This is a genomic window from Bacillus cereus (assembly GCF_007678085.1).
In the GTDB taxonomy this organism is placed as follows: domain Bacteria; phylum Bacillota; class Bacilli; order Bacillales; family Bacillaceae_G; genus Bacillus_A; species Bacillus_A cereus_BE.
Genome location: NZ_VEDW01000001.1, coordinates 973,675 through 991,728, shown reverse-complemented (window position 1 = coordinate 991,728; position 18,054 = coordinate 973,675). Strand labels below are relative to the sequence as shown.

The following is an 18,054-nucleotide window of genomic DNA, read 5'->3' as shown; positions in this document are numbered from 1 at the left end:
CCTAATTCATTTTTTCTTTTTTAAATTGAAAGGTTATACGTTCCACTTGTTTGATTTCCTCAATTACTTTACGAATTCCTTCTTCAATCCTATCTTCCTTCACATTCGATACGTTTAACTTTAATAGCATTTCTTTCGGAAAACCTCTCACATAATTTTTATCAATCGTATCAATGCTTATTTGCATTTCACCTAGTCTTTGTAAAAGCATTTCTGAAATACTCGTTTTGTGTAATTTTAAACAAGTGTGGATTCCAATTGTATTATGCTTTTTATATGTGAATAAAAGCGGGTTTTCACTATGAGTTCTTTCTAATGTTTCTACTAGTTTTTTAGATCTATCGTGATAGGAAGATTTAATTTTATTTTTATGCCGTTCAAACATGCCACTCTTTATATAAATTTCTAAAGCAGCTTGAGATATCATTGGACTATCAATATCTAAAATCTTTTTATATGTATGGAAAACATCCGCAATAATCCGTGGAATAACTGCTACACCAACTCGTAAACCTGGAAAAATAATCTTCGAATAACTTTTTAAATATATGACATGATTATCATGATCCAAGCTATATAACGGATCTGCTTTTGAATCCGTTTCTAAATCTGCTAAATAATCATCTTCCACTATAAATACATTATATTTCTTAGCCAATGCCACGATTTTTTCTTTCTCCTCTTTAGAATAAGAAGTACCAAGTGGATGATGATATCTTGGAATTGTATAAAAGAATTTTATTTTACCTAATCGAAAGATACGTTCCAATTCATTTAAGTCAATACCTTCATTCGTACGTTTAATACCGATTACAGGAATTTTGTTTATTTCTAGATATTCAATATATAGATGATATGTTGGTTGTTCAATTAATATCGTTTCATTTTCATTTGGAAATGGTATAGAAGTTAATATCGCAAGAGCTTGCTGTACACCTGACGTTATAAAAATATTTTCTTCTTTAGTGAAAACTTGATAGTTTGCCAGTTGTTTTTGAATAACCGGAACTAAAGACGGTAAACCTTTCGGTGTCCCATATACAAACAAGTCATTTTTATATGTATCAATAGCTTTATTAATACAGTGTTGAAAATCTAAATATGGAAAAACATCTGGATCTGGTGCAGAAGAAGCGAAATCAATTATCTCGTTCTTTTCTATAGTACCCCCTGATTTTCGAACAACGTAATATCCACTTTGAGGGACGGAATAAATAATATGACGCTTTTCTAATTCATGTAGCGCTCGTATAACTGTCGCCTTATTGCATTCATATTGCGTAACAAGTGATCGAATAGACGGTAATTTCTTTCCTTCTTTTATCTCTCCATGTTGGATCATGTTTTCTATATCATTAAAAATATGTAAATACTTATACATCATTATCACCTCAACATTTAATTTGTACCGGTACAGTTTGTATTTGTTCACATTGTAGCACTAGATCATAAAGATTACTATATACGTATACTGGCCAGTAAGAAATCAATTACTATGAGGTGAAGTTATGAAACTTACAACAAAGGCATATTTATCAGCTATGCTCTATTCATTTATTATTGGATTCTCCTTCATGTTTGTGAAATTAGCATTAACAGTTACGAGCCCCCTTGATACACTTGCTCATCGTTTTACAGTTGCTTTCGTAGCTGCAAGCATTCCCATTGTTTTCGGTTTCGTAAAGTTAAATATGTCATTCAAAAATATACTTGCCCTATTACCACTTGCAATATTTTATCCAGCACTATTTTTTGCTTTCCAAGCATTTGGCTTAGTGTATACAAGTTCATCCGAAGCCGGAATTATACAAGCTGCGATTCCTATATTTACGATGATGTTAGCTTCCTATTTTTTAAAAGAATATACAAATACATGGCAAAAAATATCTGTACTCATTTCTGTCATCGGTGTCATTTATATATTTATCATGAATGGTATAGGGACTCATGAAACTAGTTTCATAGGTGTTATTCTTATTTTACTATCGGCATTATCATCTGCTTTCTATAATGTGTTAGCTAGAAAAATGACGAAGAAATTCAAACTAATGGATTTAACTTACACAATGACAGTAATCGGCTTTATTAGCTTTAATTTAATCGCAATCACCAGCCATATAAGTAAAGGTACAATAACGGTATACTTTAAACCTTTTACGAATGGAACATTTCTTATCTCTATTTTATATTTAGGGTTACTATCGTCCTTGCTGACGGCATTGCTATTAAACTATTCCTTATCTTATATTGAAGCAGCTAAAATAAGTGTTTTCAGCAACTTATCTACACTTATTACAATTATCGCGGGTGTTGTATTCTTACATGAACAAATCGCATACTATCACATCATCGGAACAATTTTGATTGTTCTTGGAGTAGTGGGCACAAACTTCTTAGGAAAAAAAGGGATTGTAGTAAAGAAGAAGAAGACTTCCTTAAGTAAATAAAAAGTGAGGGATATATATTGCAACGTGTAAATACAATTGATATTAGTAACGTTTTAGAATTAGAAAATGCTCTTTCTACTTTATTAAATGAAGCGATTTCTTCAAAACTAGAGCTTGAAAACTGGTTAAAAAAACAATCTACAGTCATTTGGGAAATTGAAGAACAATTAAGATCACACTATATCGCCTTTCAATGTAGTACAGATAATAAAAAAATAAAAGATACTTTTGAATATGACCAACAATTTGTCAGGCCTCTTTTGAAACGTTATCAAAATTCATTTGATAATAAATATTTAGAGTCCCCTTTTCGAATGGAACTTGATCCAAAAACGTATAGCTTACTAGATAAAAAAATAATGAATGCCCAGACTTTATTTTGTGAAAAGAACATTGATTTAGAGGTAACTGAAGACAAACTAGTAACAGAGTACTTCGAAATTACAGGTGGTTTAACTGCACTATGGGACGGTGAAGAGAAAACAATTACTGAACTACAGTCTTACTTACAAGATCCGGATCGTCATATACGAAAAAAAGCAAAAACGCTCATTTCCGAAACATTCTTATCTGTTGAAGATACATTACAAAATATATTAAACAAATTAATTGCAATCCGTCACCAAAAGGCGAAAAACATTCAATTAGATAATTATCGTGATTATATGTTTAAAAAACATGAACGTTTTGATTATACGCCTGATGACTGCTATGAACTTGCTGAATCTATTCGTAAATACGTAGTACCACTTATCGATAAAATATTTAATGAGAAAAAATCTGAACTTCAAGTAGATAGTCTTCGTCTATGGGATTTAAAAGCAACCGCACCAAATCAAAAAGTATTAAAACCTATTGAAGATGCGCGTGATTTAGTCGAAAAAAGTTCTCGTATTTTACACAAACTAGACCCGGAATTTTCTGCATTATTAAGCCGTATGCATAAAAATAATTGCTTAGATTTAGAAAGTCGTAAAGGAAAAGGACCAGGAGGATTTTGCGAATATTTACCTGCTTCTCAATTATCTTTCATTTTCATGAATCTCAATCATACACATTATGACGTTACTACTTTCCTCCATGAAATGGGCCATAGTATTCATAATGAATGTATGAAGCAACTAGAGCTACAAAAATATTTAGAAATCCCTTCTGAATCAGCTGAACTCGCTAGCATGACAATGGAATTGTTTTCAATGGAGTATTGGGATACTTTTTATGTGAATAGAGAAGAATTTATAAAAGCAAAATTAGATTTCTTTAAAGATATTGTTAAGTATTTACCACCAATGCTTATCGTTGATCAATTCCAGCATTGGATGTATAAAAATCCTAATCATACTGCTAAGGAAAGAAACGAGAAATATTTAGAATTACATAACACTTACCAATCAAACGTCGTAAATATCGAAGGGTATGAAAATTGGATCGCAACTGGCTGGTTACCTGTACTGCACATATTCGAAATACCATTCTATTACATCGAATATGCTATCGCACAACTTGGTACGTTGCAAATGTATAAACAATATAAAGAAAATCCTAAACAAGCACTAGAAAATTATAAAAAAGCTTTATCATTGGGTAGCTCTAAATCTTTAACTGAAGTATATGAAGCAGCCGGTATTCGTTTTGATTTTTCTGGAGAAACGATTAAAGAACTAATGTTATTTGTAGAGAGTGAATTAGCGTTACTTGAACAATTGTAAGAAGAAAGCTGTTCCTATATTTTAGGTTCAGCTTTCTTCTTTATTTTATTTATCAATTCTATGTACTGAGAATCCCCATATCCGATTGTTGGAAAAAGTTGAAACAACTTTATTAATAATTCATGATTTGATAAACTTTGATTTTTAGAGATGAATTTCATTACGATATTATCTTCTTTTAGCATTTCTAAATATAAATCTATAGCCTGATACATTACAGGTGGTACCTTATGAGAAGTCTTTTTATGGTTTACTAATACTTCATTGTATATAGAAGAATAATTACTCAATTTAAGTTCAATTTGATTTACTTTAAATTCATCCTCTCTGAAACTATTTAAGTATACTTTCCCTTCATAAGAAGTCTGTTCAAGGTAAGAAAGTACGGTAAGTAGGTTCATTTGGCAAAACATATCTTCACCAAACCATAAAACAATACATTTATACTTTTTCGTAAAAAGGTTTTCTAACGGATCTATAACCTTTTTTGTATAACTTTCTATTGAACTGTTATGACCTTTTGCTCTCGTTTTAATAAACTCTTCATTAAAAACTTGTGTAGTAGCGGGATTCACACACATTGCTTCGTTAAAAGGCGCATAATCAGACTCACCCATTAACTTTTCGGTTTTAAATTCTTCATACATAACTTGACCATTTAATATGTTAAGTACCTCTTTATCAAATAACTCACTATTCTTATTACGTAACTGTTCTACCACTATTTTTCTAGAAATATTCATCTTAAACTCCCCTTCTTTATTTAAATTGAGTTTAACAAATGATTGAATAGGCATGTTGTTAAGCTTAAATTCTCTTGGATTCATTCCAAAAACAGTCTTAAAAGCTCTACTATAAGCCTCTTGTGAAGAATAATCGTAATCCAATGCAATATCTATTATCTTTCTATCATTTTTCAAATCCTCCGTAGATAAATACAGTCTTCGTAAAAGAATATAGCGCCTAATACTAATGCCTGTTACTTGGTGAAATCTAAAAGAACAGTAATACGGAGAATAGCCCATATAATGGGATAATGCATTTAATGAAAATTTTTCATTTAAATTGCTCTCAATCCAATCAATCATCTGCTGTATATGTTCATTCATTTCCTTCACTCCTTATTTATAAGTATAAAAGAGGTTCGTTGCTTTCTTTTGATATTTCTTGTGTTTTCTAACAGGAGCCATTCATGACATCATGCTTCATTTTAAAGGATATCAAAAATAAAACACGAATGTTGTAAATTAAGATTCTTTTAGTTATCTATTAAAAAATCACAGTTCAGAAAGGACGTTACAATGAACGAGCTAGAAAAAGAAATACTCAAATTAATAAATGAACGATATCTATTAAATTTTATTAACATTAAACCAATAACGAATGAAATGTATCAATGTATTACAGAACTAGATACATACTTCATTAGAATTACAAACTACAAAACATATGAAGAACAGTTAGAAGAAGTTACATATACGAACTTTTTATATGAAAATGGTTTAGCAGTTCCTCCAATAATACCTTCTCTTAATGGGAATTTAGTAGAAAGGTTAACATTAGACAAGGAAATTTTTTCCGTATTATATAAAGCTGCTCCAGGCATACATTTACCAAGGTGCGAATGGAATTCTAAAATATTTAAAAAGCTTGGTAAACAAATTGGAAAATTACATCGTATTTCTAAAAGCTTTGAACAGACTAATCCAGTTAAACATATAAACGATTGGTATGAAAATGAAGAGTATAATTTTCTTAAGTATATCCCTAAAGAAGAAACTACTATAAGAGAAATTGCATCTGACGTTTTAACTTCTATAAAAGAGCTACAAAAATCCACTTCGAATTACGGCTTAATTCACGGTGATTTATGGTTAGAAAATATATTAGTTGAAAACAATTCAAACTTAACAATGATTGATTTTCAAGACTGTGAAAAACATTTTTACCTATTCGATTTAGCAGTTCCTATTTATAGTGCGATAGAATATTCATTTGCTGGAAATGGGAATATCGTTGACTATGAGCACTCTATTACAAAAGCACTATTTGAAGGATATAAAGAAGAAAATGAACTCCCAAAAGAGATGATAGACAAGTTTCCATTGTTTATAAAATTAAAGGAGATTTTTGAATATAGCTTAATGCATATGTATTGGGATAAAGAAGAATTAACTGAGGAACAAGTACGGATAATGAATCTTTATAGGATGAAGATCGAAACTAAATATACCTATATCAATGTTTAAAAATGCTGTTGTTTAACTACAAGGAAACCACTTTCTATCCTTAAATAGAAAGTGGTAAGTTTAATTTACTAGGAATATCGGAAGGAAAATGTGGTGTATGCATAATTGAAAATGCATATCCTTGCTCAATAAATGATACTTCATTATGTTTACTTTGAAATGGTACACTATTTTTCTTAAAGTTAATTTGGATTTGCTGTAAAAATGCTTGATCTGGTGTTCCGAAAGAAACGTGTACTTTCGGTGGTAAAGCTTTCATCGCAATCGGGATCCAACGTCGCTGCCACCAAGTTGCAACAATGTATGCTGTGCCCCCTATAACAAAGTTGAAAATATCCCCATCTTCCATCGTTTTCATATTTAGATTTGATTTCAACCATTCTGTAAATACAGGTACACTTTTAACGGGAAGTCCGATTTCCCTTACATATAAAATGTTTAAAGGGGATTGTGGTACTAATACATCTTCTTTAACATAACTATGTGCGATAATTTCGAGTAGATTTCCATCACCGTCTTTAAAGTATACATTGAATAGACCATTCTCTTCACCAATTACATTTCCATTTTGCCATTTCACAATGAGTAATCCAGAGTCCCTTAGCCATCTTGCTGTTTCGTGAAATTTTGAATACGGGATCTCAAAAGCGAAATGTGCAGGTGCGATTGGTTCGTATACTTCTTGAAAACTAATTGTAGTGTATGGTGTTACTTCAAATTGAATAAAAGATGCCGTTTCTTTTTTTATTGGAAAAGATAGTATGTCCTTATATACTTGTTTTACCCCTTCTATGGAAACCGTTTGTAGTTTAATATCTGATATATGTGTAATCACGTTGCATACCCCCTGTTTCTTATTTTCTAATGGTATTGTATGACAATCATAAATAGATGAAATCAAACAGAAGGATGGATATTTGAAATAAAAAACTACAACTTTAGTATGAATATGTTAGCTTCTTTCTTTATCAATATAGTATTATTTCCATACAAAAAAGCTGCCTTTCCTTAAATAAAAAGCAGCTTTTACAATAAAACAAATCATGATTTTACAGCAATAATCATAAACCTTTTTGAATTTGTACGAATCCCTTTTTCAGAACTATTTGCGCTAATGAACTTTTGTAAAATAGTAAAATCCTCTTCATCTTCTCCAAACCTAGGAATAATAGGCGTATGTTTTAATAAGAAAATGAGATCTTCTGGCGTACTGTAATAATCTGTAACATCATATTCACGTACTTGCACGAGTTCAAATCCAGCATTTATAAGTTCACCCATATACTTTTCTTTTAAAGTTCCATCTCTTTCGCCTAAGCATTGTCCTCTTCCAAATGCCTCTTTCAGGTTTACTTTATCATGTTCGCTAACTTGTTGTGTTAAAAATAGAGCACCTTTTTTCATTACTTTTGCTAATTCGGATGCTATAAATGGCGCGTGACAACTCGAAGCAATATCAAAATGCGCATGTGGAAACGTTAAAGCTTCAGAATCCATTTGAAGAAACTCAACATTTTGTACACCTGATTTTTTCAAGTTAGAATGTGCTGTTTCAATCATTCCGGTAGAATTATCTACTCCAATTAACAATTTAGCTGAAGATGCTATTTTAAGTACATTTTCTCCTCCACCTGTACCAACATCTAGTAAAATATGTGATGGTTTGCATCTTTCTTTTACCTCTCTATAAAAGTCCCATGAATCTCCTACAGTTTCACATTTTATTTTACTAAAATCCCATCCATTTAATCTTCCTACTTTATCATAAAAGTTTTTGTACTCTAATTCGTTCATTTTATTATTTCCCCTTTGTTACTATGCATAAAATGTTTAATCCTAATCATACCAGAAATAGACTCATAGTTTATATATTCGTAAATTTCCTTTTATATCAAGTACGCATCTCTCAATCCCAAACAACTATTTACTTCGTGCTATACTTAAATTCATCCCACCGCAATTAAAAGAATATATGTATGATAACTTCATTTAATTCAGTATATTATAAAATACAAATTATTAAAATAGCATTATATATTTCAGTTTACATAATATATTTACAGTTCATCTTTATTAATATATTCTAAATGTCTTCTTCCCCAACTACACATACTATCTAATACAGTACTTACTGTTTTTCCATGCTCCGATAAACTATATTCCACTTTAGGTGGTATTTCTTGATAAATCTCGCGTTCTATTAGTTGATCTTGCTCTAATTCACGCAATTGCTTTGCTAACGTCCCTTGAGATATATCTGGTATTAATCGCTTTATTTCACCAAACCGTTTTGTTCCATCTGTTAATAATATAAACAAAATGAGTGGTTTCCATTTCCCGCCGATTATTTGTAGTGTTGCTATTACTCCTTTTAACTTCGGTTCTTGTAAATCCATTTTTCTCACATCTCCCCTGACATCATAGTTCATTTTATGCAATTTTTTATATTTCATATCTGTATGAAAAGCAATTAGTACGAAATTTGCGACTATGTACATATAAAGTGCGTACTTTTCACTTGCTATCTTTTAGCGAATAATAAAAGCATAGCAGTTTTATTTTAAAGTTTTTATTAAGGGAGTGGCTAAAATATGTCTATTACAACTTTAAAAGATAGTCGTATCGTTATCATTGGCGGGAGTTCAGGTATTGGATTAGCAACAGCAAAACAAGCAATCGAACAAGGAGCACATGTAATTATTGCAGGGCGTTCGAAAGAAAAATTAATGGTTGCTCAAGAAGTAATAAATAACAATCATCTTCAAACTTATGTATTGGATAACCAGGATAAAAACCAATTACAAGCGTTTTTCAAGAACGTTGGGGATTTTAATCATTTGTTCACACCAGGAGCTTCTTACACACTTGGCCCAATCACCACTACAGATGATATTGCCGAAAGCAGCTTTATCGGAAAGTCTTGGCCACAATATTATGCCGTAAAATATGCAATTCCTTTTCTTTTAAACTCTGGATCTATCGTGTTAATGTCCGGTGCATTTAGTCAAAGACCACTTAAAGGTGCGCCTGCTTATGGAGCTTGTAATGGTGCTATTGAAAGTTTAGGAAAAGCTTTAGCTGTTGAATTAGCTCCTATAAGAGTAAATGTTGTTTCTCCTGGAACGATACAAAGAGAGAATGAACAAAACGAAAATAGATTAGCTGCTTATGGATCTTATAAATCTCTATATCTTGTAGAACGGCCTGGGCATAATGATGAAATTGCGCATTCTGTACTATATTTTATGCAAAATAGTTTTTCTACAGGTAATGTATTGTTTCCTGATGGAGGATACACTTACCATTAAATTATTTAAAACAAAAGCCACTTATAAAGGTGGCTTTTTGTTGCTAATTTAGAATCTGCTGAAGCAATACAGGATCCTCTTTTAAAAGTTCCGCTAAAAACATAAGTTGCGGAAAAGGTAGTAAGATTAAATCTTTATTCATTTTTTCTTTCAATATAGCCATTCCACCTTGTTTAATATAATCGTTTAGTGTTATTCCCTTACTACAAATTAGCTTAATATCACTTACTGAAAGCAATAATAACCCGTTCGTTTCAGAGGATGGAGTTGGTTCATTTTCTGAATGTGCCATATACATAATAGATAAAGTTTCTTCTGAGCTATCAATAATTAATATTGGATTGATTTCATTTTCTACTCTTATTTTCTTTGATTGTGCATTCCAATTCTCTTTATAATATGTACTTGGTGAACTGAATATTGCAATATCAATAGCAGCTTCTTCTTTCGCTTCTCTTTTAGCAGTTTCTACTGCTGTTTCATCGGCTTCTTTATGTCCCCCCAGCCTTACTACACCTAATGTATCCCCTTTACTCGTTGGACCAACTTGAAAAACAAATAAATTTTTATACACTACATACGCACCAGCTGTTCGCACATTCCTATCTATTTGTATCAATATTTTCCCTCCTAACGACCTTTGAACAAAATAGTTTACTATAATTTTATTATGTATTTAAATTATCTTCAATCCAACACACTGTATCAAGTAGGTTTTGCGCTATATACTCAGGTACTGTTTCTTTCCACGAATTTCTATACTTTGTTAATGAACTTTCTCCCCATCCTGTTCGTACTAAAATCTTTTTCATAATACTGCTTTCATTTTTTTCCTCCTTTAAGTTTTAAAATACCTCTAAAAAGTAGGATTCATCTAAAAATTACAGAATTCTATACATAACAAATATTGGACGGATGATTTTCAAATTCCTCTATAATAAAGGTGGTTCAAACAGTTGTGAAATTTATACTAGAACGCAATCTTACCGTAAAGACAACTTTTTCTAAAGAATACAAGATTTTTATTTTTGGTTTACTCATTTCACGAATCGGGGATTCACTGTATTCTTTTGCGCTTCCTTGGATTGCCTATCAATTAACCGGTTCAGCTGTAATTATGAGTTCTTTATTTGCTATTAATGTATTGCCTATTGTTTTATTTGGCCCTTTAGTTGGTGTAATAATTGATCGATACGATCGAAAAAAGTTACTTTGGATAGCTGATATTACCAATATTATTTTAGTATGTCTTGTACCAATTCTACACGCATTACATCTATTAGAAATCTGGCATTTATACGTAATTACTTTTATCTTAGCAGTTATGTCTATGCTTTTTGATGTAACAACTGTTACAGTCATTCCACATATTGCAGGTGCATCATTGACGAAGGCTAATTCTTTCTATCAAATGGTCAATCAATCGGCTAGTTTGTTTGGTCCAATGATAGCTGGGCTTTTCATATCTTTTATTGGAGGCTTTCAAGTGCTTTGGATTAATGTTCTTTCATTTATTGCAACATTAGTTGCTGTGATATTATTACCGTCTATGAAAACCGTAAACAAGAAATGCGAAGATAAAAATGCACTTCAAAATGTACTAGCTGATTTGGTTAATGGATTTAAATGGCTCCAAAATGACCGCTTAAATTTAGCTTTATCTTTTCAAGCTATGATTGGAAACTTTGGAGCAAGTGCGGTTTTAAGTGTGTTCATGTATTATTTACTATTCACATTGCAACTTACGCCGGAACAAAGTGGCTTTAATTATTCACTAATTGGAATAGGAGGGCTTTTAGGAAGCTTGATTGCAGTTCCTTTAGAAAAAAGATTGCAGCGCGGACTTCTAATTCCTTTACTCCTATTCGCTGGAGCAATTGGCTTAACTTTCGCGCTTTGGAGTACATATTGGCTTGCTCCCGGTATTGCTTTCGGTATTGCAATGACTTGCAATATTGCATGGAATACAATTGTAGCCACAATTCGCCAGGAAACCGTTCCATCACATATGCAAGGAAGAGTTTTAGGATTTTCGCGAGTACTTACACGATTAGCTATGCCACTCGGGGCATTAGTAGGAGGTATTATTTCAGCCTATAATCCAGTACTTGTATTTGCTTTAGCTGCTTTCACGAAGCTACTTGAAGTTGTTATTGCGTTTTATAGTCCGATAAGAAAACTATGATGAAAGGAAGTTATATGAATGTATGATTAGTTAATTGAAATCGAAGAACAAAAATATCCATTACCTCCTATAAATGAAGATTTTTATATAGAAAAGGCACCTCTTGTATCTTCAAATACTTCTCTCAGTCCAATTTGCCAACTTTTCAGTGGCATGGATGTCATACTTGAAGAGGACGTTTATACGTCCTTTCCCATTCCAAATGACGTTACTTTAAATATAGTTAAAAATGAATTACATGAAATTTTCATGATAGGTTTAAAGGAAGAATCAAAACAAACTTTAAAAGAACTTCTAACAAACGGTATATATCCTGTAGTACCTGATTTATACCGAAGCCATTCTTTTAATAGAATTGTCGGTAGAAGAACATTAAAATATTATTCTGTAGCATTTGATTGCATTGATCCGATGTTCTTAATAGAAACGCAAGAAATAGCATATTTCCTCAAACATTCATTCTTTGAAAAAGAGGATTGTATTTCTTTAGTACCAACAGGTTGGTTTTTAGAAGATTCATTAAAGGAATCCATTACACTCCGCTCATTTTGTACATTTGCAAATGAAATTGTGCTAGTAGTTGACGAATCGAATCAAGAAATAATTTCTCTTGATATTTACGGATAAGTTGATAAATGGATAGCGTCAGGAAAATGCGGATTTACAAAGATAAGGAAATTCTAGATTAAAAAGCCCAACTTCTCTACAAATCAAAATAGAGAAATTGAGCTTTTCAGTTACTTTATTTATTTATTTATTTATTGAATTCATTAACTGGAAGAAGTATTCAGGTTTATGAGTCTTATTTAGGTTATACCATGAATGTAATGTATCTGGTGTAAATACATCTATTTTTTTCAGTACCTCCATTGCAAATTCCAGAGGAGCTATTCCTGATGCAGTAACTAAATTCGCATCAGATACCGCAGATCCCAACTCATAGAACTTTTCTCCTTTATAGTTAGGACATACCATTTTAGTATATTCTAAGTTATTACTTGTATGCTTTCTAGTATCTAAGTATCCCATATTCGCGAGGCCCTCAGTTGCACCACAAATTGCAGCAACAATAGTACCAAGCTTTAAAGCTTGGCCAATTCTTTCCAAGATAGGTTGATGAATTTCTTCACTCCAAGTAGTCCCTCCTGGTAAAATTAAAAGATCTTTACTCTCAAGAGTACATTCATCAAGGGAAATATCTGGTTTTATGCTCAGTCCTCCCATAGTAGTAATCATTTCTTTATTGGCTCCTACTGTAATTACTTTTAAAGGTGCTAAACCTTTTTTGAAATATCTTCCTGAGTTTAATTCAGCAATTAAATATCCATATTCCCAGTCCGACATTGTATTAAATACATATAGAAATGCTTTTTTTGTTTGCATCCAATAACACTCCAATCACAATTTATATAGCTATTATAATATAACTTCCCTGACAGTTAACGTCAGGTAAGTTATATTACTTGATGAAATTTTATTAATTCCGAAAGAACTTCAATAAGCCTTTTCTTAAGACTTATTGGCTCAATAACTTTAATAGATTTATTGTACGGTAAAAGTAAATAAGGTACATATGTATGTAATATATCTTTTTCAAGAAGAAAAACTGCTTGATTTGAAGTCCGTTCTTGTAAATAATGTCCTAAAAACCAATGTTGGCAAATATCAGCCAATACACTTTTATCCCCATTAATAACCAAATAAATAGTCCCTTCCTTATCTTCTATAGTTGGAAGAAGACCATTTATAAAAAAGTCACGTGCTGAAAAATTTTCTGGTCGGTTAAACTTATTTTCTGTAAGCATTAGATTTTCAATTCGATCTACTCTAAAACTACGAATATCATTCCTAAGATGACAAAATCCAATCACATACCATTTATTATTCCAATAGATAATTTTGTACGGATCGACCATTCTATCATTTAATTGCTTTTCGCCACTTTTATGGTAAAGAATTTTTACTGAGTAGCCGTCAGCTACGGCCTGCTCCAACGCCTTCAAAAAAGGTTCCATAGAGAGTGAACTTAATCCACTTATTACTTCAAGACTAGCTAAATGTTGGTTTATCTTTGTTTCCTGCTCTTGATTTGAGTATTTACTTAGTTTTGAAATGGCCCTATTTAGTGCTTCACCTCCATAATATCCGGCTTCTTCTGCAAAAACAGCAGCGTGAAATAGTGCAGTTTGCTCCTCAAAATCAAAAAAAAGAGGAGCCTCAATAAAATTGTTCAATAAAGTGTATCCACCGTTATGTCCTGGTTCTGAAACGATAGGTACGCCACTTGTTGAAATTGTATCAATATAACGATAGACAGTCCTTATATTCATCTCTAACTTTTCTGAAATTTGTTTTGCAGTAATTTTTTCACCTGAACGAAGCATCCATAGAATTGCTAACATATTGTCAATTTTAGGCATATAATTCCACCTCTATATGAAATTTATTTTCTATTATATATTCCCTATTTTTAGTATAACTCATCAACTGTTCCTTTCCGATAGCTTTCTATATAATGAGACCCTAGACACATTTGTAATTTCACAAATTTGATTTACAGTCATATCTCCCTCTTTATAAAGCTTTACTGCATAATTTTTATGGTACCTTCTTTCTTAGCCAATTCAATTCCTTCACGCTGTCGCATATAGATAAGATCACGTTCTAATTGGTTTACACCCGCCATAACCGTTATATTGCACCATATTTCACCTTTAGGCTGGGAATATTAATTTGCTAGGAGAATAACATTTTAATTCGGAGAAAGTGATCTCATTAGATTCTATAAGACCACTGAAACTTTCTTAACATTGTTAAAAACGAGAGTAACGTCATGACAATAGGCTTAGCGTTGTAAACCCGCTTTTCCCTGACGGTACCCCACAAAGAAAAAAAGGCATATAATTAATGCCTTTTTTCTTTGTCATCATTTAACTGGATAACAAACTTCTGTAACCCACTTATTAGGATCCGATTCCATCGCTGGGCTCACATGATAAATATTAAACATCGGGCCTGCTAATTCGTAACCTTCTGTCTCAATCCATTTTGCTGCAGCCTCATTTACAGCTGTCATCTGTTCATAACTTCCATTAACCGTTATGGAAGCTACATTAGTGGATTCAATTTTTTTAAATGTAACGTCTTTTGTATTTTCATGCTTACCTAAAATACTTAGCTGTATTTCTACATCTACATCAATTTCTTTGTATTCATGATCATGGAAAACCGCAATACTATAACTCGGATGGGCAATACTAATATTTTTCATTTGAATTTCTTGCATTAATATACCCCATAAATCCCCTTCACAATTATATGATGGAATAATCTTTCTAACACTAGCTATATTTCTATCTGGAATCTCTTTTATTGAAACATGATAGTTCATCTCAACAACATCCTCTCTCATCATTTTCATTGAGGCTTCGAGAAGACGTAATTGTTTTTGGAGGGTATCCATATCATCCTTTATTTGAGCACTACGATTTTCAAATTGTGATTTTATTACTTCCATATTATCGCTCGCTACTATTTCTTTAATAGTAGCAATATTAAACCCCATATCTTTTAATGTTTGAATTTGATTTACTTTCTTTAATTGGGCTGCTGAATAATATCGATATCCACTTTGTTCATCAACTTTTACTGGCTGTAACAATCCCACTTTATCGTAGTGTCTCAACATACGAATACTAATGGAAGATAGTTTTGAAAAATCACCTATTTTAAACATATTTTCCTCCCATAAATTACATCTACTTCCAAGCTCAACTTTATCTTAAACAATGACATCGTGTGAGAGTCAACTGTTTATAACACTTAAATTATATATCTTTAATTATTTCCCCTTATACTCTCTTCCGTCTTAAGGCTATAAAGATTAATATTAATCCGTTCACAGCTAATAAAATTACTATAATACTAGTAAGTAAAGCTATATCTGCCGCAAATATTTTAATCGTATGCCATGGTGAGCTTGTACTATAAGTAAGAAGCGGGATGAAAATAATAGATAATAGTAGGAATAGATTCCCTATAAATAACCAAGTTAGACTTTTAACAGTTTTCTTATGTTTATATTTTTTAATTAACATAATTGATATAATGAAAAGCGCGAATATAACTATAGACATAACAATTTGTATAAATGGTATGTTTTTAGAGATATCAACCGGTTCTTCCCCATTCAAAATACTAGTAATCCCATTTTTCAATACCGATAGTGCTGGTTCTTCTAAAACATGATTTTTATTTGTTAAAATCACACCACCCCAGCCACTTTTATTTAAAATAAATATTTCTGCACGAGCATCGGGCGTTGATCCTGAATGCCAAATCATCGTTTCGCTTTCATTTATATTTGTTGTTCTTAATCCAAAACCATAACTTTTTTCTGAATTTATTTTATAAAGTGGGGAGAGATAAAGATCCATGTTTTCTTGCTTTAAAAATTGAACATCCTCTGGCCGATTCAAAAACATAATATATTGAATCATATCTTCTAAATTTGCAGTAATATAGCCATACGGTGCCCCTGCATTATCATAGGACACTACACTTTTTCTTGGTATGCCAAACCACGACTGATAACCTGTTAAATAACCTTTTTCATATGCAGTTTCTTTACTTGCTGCCGCACCATTCATATTTAACGGCTGAAAAAGATGCTTTTCCATATATGATGAATACGTTTCATTTGTGACCTCTTCAATAAGTGCACCTAAAACAATATAATTCGCATTACTATATTGATATTTTTCTCCTGGTAGGGCATTTAATTTTACATTTAAAAGTTTCTTTACATTTTCTTTTATAGCTGAAGAACTTTTGGATTGTATATCTGATAATGCCAAACCTTCGTATGTGTTTATTCCGCTTGTATGAGTTAGTAGGTGTCGGATTGTTATAGTGGAGGTTAATTGATTGTCTTTTAGTTTAAACCAAGGAAGGTGTTGTTGAACTGAATCCTCTAATTTTATTTTTTCATCTTCAATTAATTTCAATATAGCTAAAGCTGTTAAAGATTTACTTATTGAGCCGATTGCGAATGGTGTTTTATTAGTTACCCTTTTTTCAGATTCTCCAGTAATCCCCATCGTTTTTGTGAAGAATACATCTTTATTATGTACAATTGCAACAGAAGCTCCTGGAATGTTATGCTCCTTTATAAATTTTTCAATATACTTATCTAATGCAATTTTAATATTTTGCTGAGCATAAACTTTCGAATCCGTAATACATAATATTAATACATTACAAAGAATATAAAATAGAGACACTTTATAGATCGTATTCTTCATTATGCTTTAGACAGCTTTCGTTTTTTATAACTTACTAAACTAATAAATACTACTACAGAGAGCGTAAAACTAATCATTATTAATAATGAATTCCACCATTGATTTTCTGAAATACGATATAAAAGATTATACTGAAATGTATTTTTACTATTAGTTGGATTAAATGATCTAGTTAAAAATATTGTGAATGTAGTTTGCGAGATGAGGTAAGTAATAATTGCGATGAATATGCCACGTAAGATAGATGTGTTTAATTTCCCCTTTTCATTTTTAAGTTGTTTCATTTTAACTTGTAAATCAATCTCATTTATTTCTAAATAATCTTGAACAAATAATTGAGGTGTACCTAAATCATCTATACTATCTTCACCATGTTCACGACATTCTTGAATATGTTCTAATATTTGTCGCTTAATATTTTTCCTTTCTTCTAAACTAATATCGTATTGCTTTAATTCCTTAAGTACGTCTGTTAAAAATTGCTTTTCTTTACCTATCAATCTATTCCTCATTTCAGAAAGTCTCCTTTCAAACCGCTTTTTAATAATGTTTGAATATCTGATTGCAATTCTAACCACTCATTAATTTTATTCTCAAGACGTATTTTTCCATTTTCATTAATTTCATAATAAATCCTAACTTTACCACTGTCTGTTACTACTTGATAAGTATTAACCCACTCTTGATTTTTCAACTTAGTTAATATGGGGTAAATACTTCCTACTCCTTTCAATTTTAAATTGTTTACTTCAAGTTCTTTCATAATCTCATAACCATAACTTTTCTTTTTCGACAAAATAGATAATACACACATTTCTAAATGACCTTTAATTAAACTTGTTCTGTCCATAGG

The 18,054-nt window shown here is 31.5% G+C and carries 19 protein-coding genes and 1 pseudogene; 6 read left to right on the top strand and 14 right to left on the bottom strand.

Going from position 1 to position 18,054, the window contains the following annotated elements:
- Position 1 precedes the first annotated feature (1 nt).
- A complete protein-coding gene (locus tag FS742_RS04985; protein ID WP_144611439.1) occupies positions 2-1,381 on the bottom strand; it encodes an aminotransferase-like domain-containing protein in 1,380 nt (459 codons plus the stop codon).
- A gap of 127 nt (positions 1,382-1,508) precedes the next feature.
- Between FS742_RS04985 and FS742_RS04980 the strand changes: the two genes are divergently transcribed.
- Both FS742_RS04980 and FS742_RS04975 read left to right on the top strand, forming a co-directional pair.
- On the top strand, positions 1,509-2,447 hold the full coding sequence (locus FS742_RS04980; protein ID WP_144611438.1) for a DMT family transporter: 939 nt from the start codon (positions 1,509-1,511) through the stop codon (positions 2,445-2,447).
- A 17-nt stretch (positions 2,448-2,464) separates the two neighbouring features.
- Positions 2,465-4,156, top strand: coding sequence for a M3 family oligoendopeptidase (locus tag FS742_RS04975; RefSeq protein WP_144611437.1), 1,692 nt, complete (start codon positions 2,465-2,467; stop codon positions 4,154-4,156).
- A gap of 14 nt (positions 4,157-4,170) precedes the next feature.
- Here the strand turns inward: FS742_RS04975 and FS742_RS04970 are convergent, their stop codons facing one another.
- Entirely contained in the window at positions 4,171-5,265 is a 1,095-nt protein-coding gene (locus tag FS742_RS04970) for a helix-turn-helix domain-containing protein (RefSeq protein ID WP_144611436.1), read from the bottom strand.
- Between the two features lie 192 nt (positions 5,266-5,457).
- Here FS742_RS04970 and FS742_RS04965 point away from each other — a divergent pair, with 192 nt between their 5' ends.
- Positions 5,458-6,405: a phosphotransferase enzyme family protein gene (locus FS742_RS04965; RefSeq protein WP_144611435.1), complete on the top strand. Its 948-nt coding sequence runs from the start codon at positions 5,458-5,460 to the stop codon at positions 6,403-6,405.
- Positions 6,406-6,445: 40 nt separating this feature from the next.
- Here the strand turns inward: FS742_RS04965 and FS742_RS04960 are convergent, their stop codons facing one another.
- From FS742_RS04960 to FS742_RS04950, 3 genes are all read right to left on the bottom strand, one after another.
- On the bottom strand, positions 6,446-7,240 hold the full coding sequence (locus tag FS742_RS04960; RefSeq protein ID WP_144611434.1) for a VOC family protein: 795 nt from the start codon (positions 7,238-7,240) through the stop codon (positions 6,446-6,448).
- A gap of 206 nt (positions 7,241-7,446) precedes the next feature.
- Positions 7,447-8,199, bottom strand: coding sequence for a class I SAM-dependent methyltransferase (locus FS742_RS04955; protein ID WP_144611433.1), 753 nt, complete (start codon positions 8,197-8,199; stop codon positions 7,447-7,449).
- 263 nt (positions 8,200-8,462) lie between these two features.
- On the bottom strand, positions 8,463-8,801 hold the full coding sequence (locus FS742_RS04950; protein ID WP_087956570.1) for a winged helix-turn-helix transcriptional regulator: 339 nt from the start codon (positions 8,799-8,801) through the stop codon (positions 8,463-8,465).
- 195 nt (positions 8,802-8,996) lie between these two features.
- On the opposite strand from FS742_RS04950, the gene FS742_RS04945 reads away from it, so the two are divergent.
- Entirely contained in the window at positions 8,997-9,713 is a 717-nt protein-coding gene (locus tag FS742_RS04945; protein ID WP_144611432.1) for an SDR family oxidoreductase, read from the top strand.
- A gap of 43 nt (positions 9,714-9,756) precedes the next feature.
- Here FS742_RS04945 and FS742_RS04940 read toward each other — a convergent pair whose 3' ends face one another.
- Both FS742_RS04940 and FS742_RS27470 read right to left on the bottom strand, forming a co-directional pair.
- Positions 9,757-10,332: an NUDIX hydrolase gene (locus FS742_RS04940; RefSeq protein WP_144611431.1), complete on the bottom strand. Its 576-nt coding sequence runs from the start codon at positions 10,330-10,332 to the stop codon at positions 9,757-9,759.
- Between the two features lie 49 nt (positions 10,333-10,381).
- Positions 10,382-10,525 (bottom strand): hypothetical protein, encoded by a 144-nt coding sequence (locus FS742_RS27470; protein WP_186327144.1) that lies wholly within the window; start codon positions 10,523-10,525, stop codon positions 10,382-10,384.
- A gap of 146 nt (positions 10,526-10,671) precedes the next feature.
- Between FS742_RS27470 and FS742_RS04935 the strand changes: the two genes are divergently transcribed.
- Both FS742_RS04935 and FS742_RS04930 read left to right on the top strand, forming a co-directional pair.
- On the top strand, positions 10,672-11,898 hold the full coding sequence (locus tag FS742_RS04935) for an MFS transporter (protein ID WP_144611430.1): 1,227 nt from the start codon (positions 10,672-10,674) through the stop codon (positions 11,896-11,898).
- Between the two features lie 153 nt (positions 11,899-12,051).
- Positions 12,052-12,525 (top strand): hypothetical protein, encoded by a 474-nt coding sequence (locus FS742_RS04930; protein ID WP_260869614.1) that lies wholly within the window; start codon positions 12,052-12,054, stop codon positions 12,523-12,525.
- Between the two features lie 123 nt (positions 12,526-12,648).
- Here the strand turns inward: FS742_RS04930 and FS742_RS04925 are convergent, their stop codons facing one another.
- The 7 genes and pseudogenes from FS742_RS04925 to FS742_RS04895 form a co-directional block, all read right to left on the bottom strand.
- Positions 12,649-13,281, bottom strand: a complete 633-nt coding sequence (locus FS742_RS04925; protein ID WP_144611429.1) for a type 1 glutamine amidotransferase family protein — start codon at positions 13,279-13,281, stop codon at positions 12,649-12,651.
- Positions 13,282-13,352: 71 nt separating this feature from the next.
- Positions 13,353-14,318: a helix-turn-helix transcriptional regulator gene (locus tag FS742_RS04920; RefSeq protein ID WP_144611428.1), complete on the bottom strand. Its 966-nt coding sequence runs from the start codon at positions 14,316-14,318 to the stop codon at positions 13,353-13,355.
- Between the two features lie 63 nt (positions 14,319-14,381).
- A pseudogene (locus FS742_RS04915) lies at positions 14,382-14,593 on the bottom strand (helix-turn-helix domain-containing protein); the annotation flags it as partial.
- A 231-nt stretch (positions 14,594-14,824) separates the two neighbouring features.
- Positions 14,825-15,634: a MerR family transcriptional regulator gene (locus FS742_RS04910; RefSeq protein ID WP_144611427.1), complete on the bottom strand. Its 810-nt coding sequence runs from the start codon at positions 15,632-15,634 to the stop codon at positions 14,825-14,827.
- 115 nt (positions 15,635-15,749) lie between these two features.
- Positions 15,750-17,201 (bottom strand): serine hydrolase domain-containing protein, encoded by a 1,452-nt coding sequence (locus tag FS742_RS04905; RefSeq protein WP_144611426.1) that lies wholly within the window; start codon positions 17,199-17,201, stop codon positions 15,750-15,752.
- Positions 17,201-17,713: a DUF1700 domain-containing protein gene (locus tag FS742_RS04900; protein ID WP_144611425.1), complete on the bottom strand. Its 513-nt coding sequence runs from the start codon at positions 17,711-17,713 to the stop codon at positions 17,201-17,203. The genes FS742_RS04905 and FS742_RS04900 overlap by 1 nt, the downstream gene beginning before the upstream one ends.
- Positions 17,710-18,051 (bottom strand): PadR family transcriptional regulator, encoded by a 342-nt coding sequence (locus FS742_RS04895; RefSeq protein ID WP_144611424.1) that lies wholly within the window; start codon positions 18,049-18,051, stop codon positions 17,710-17,712. Before FS742_RS04895 ends, FS742_RS04900 begins: the two co-directional genes overlap by 4 nt.
- Positions 18,052-18,054: the final 3 nt, after the last annotated feature.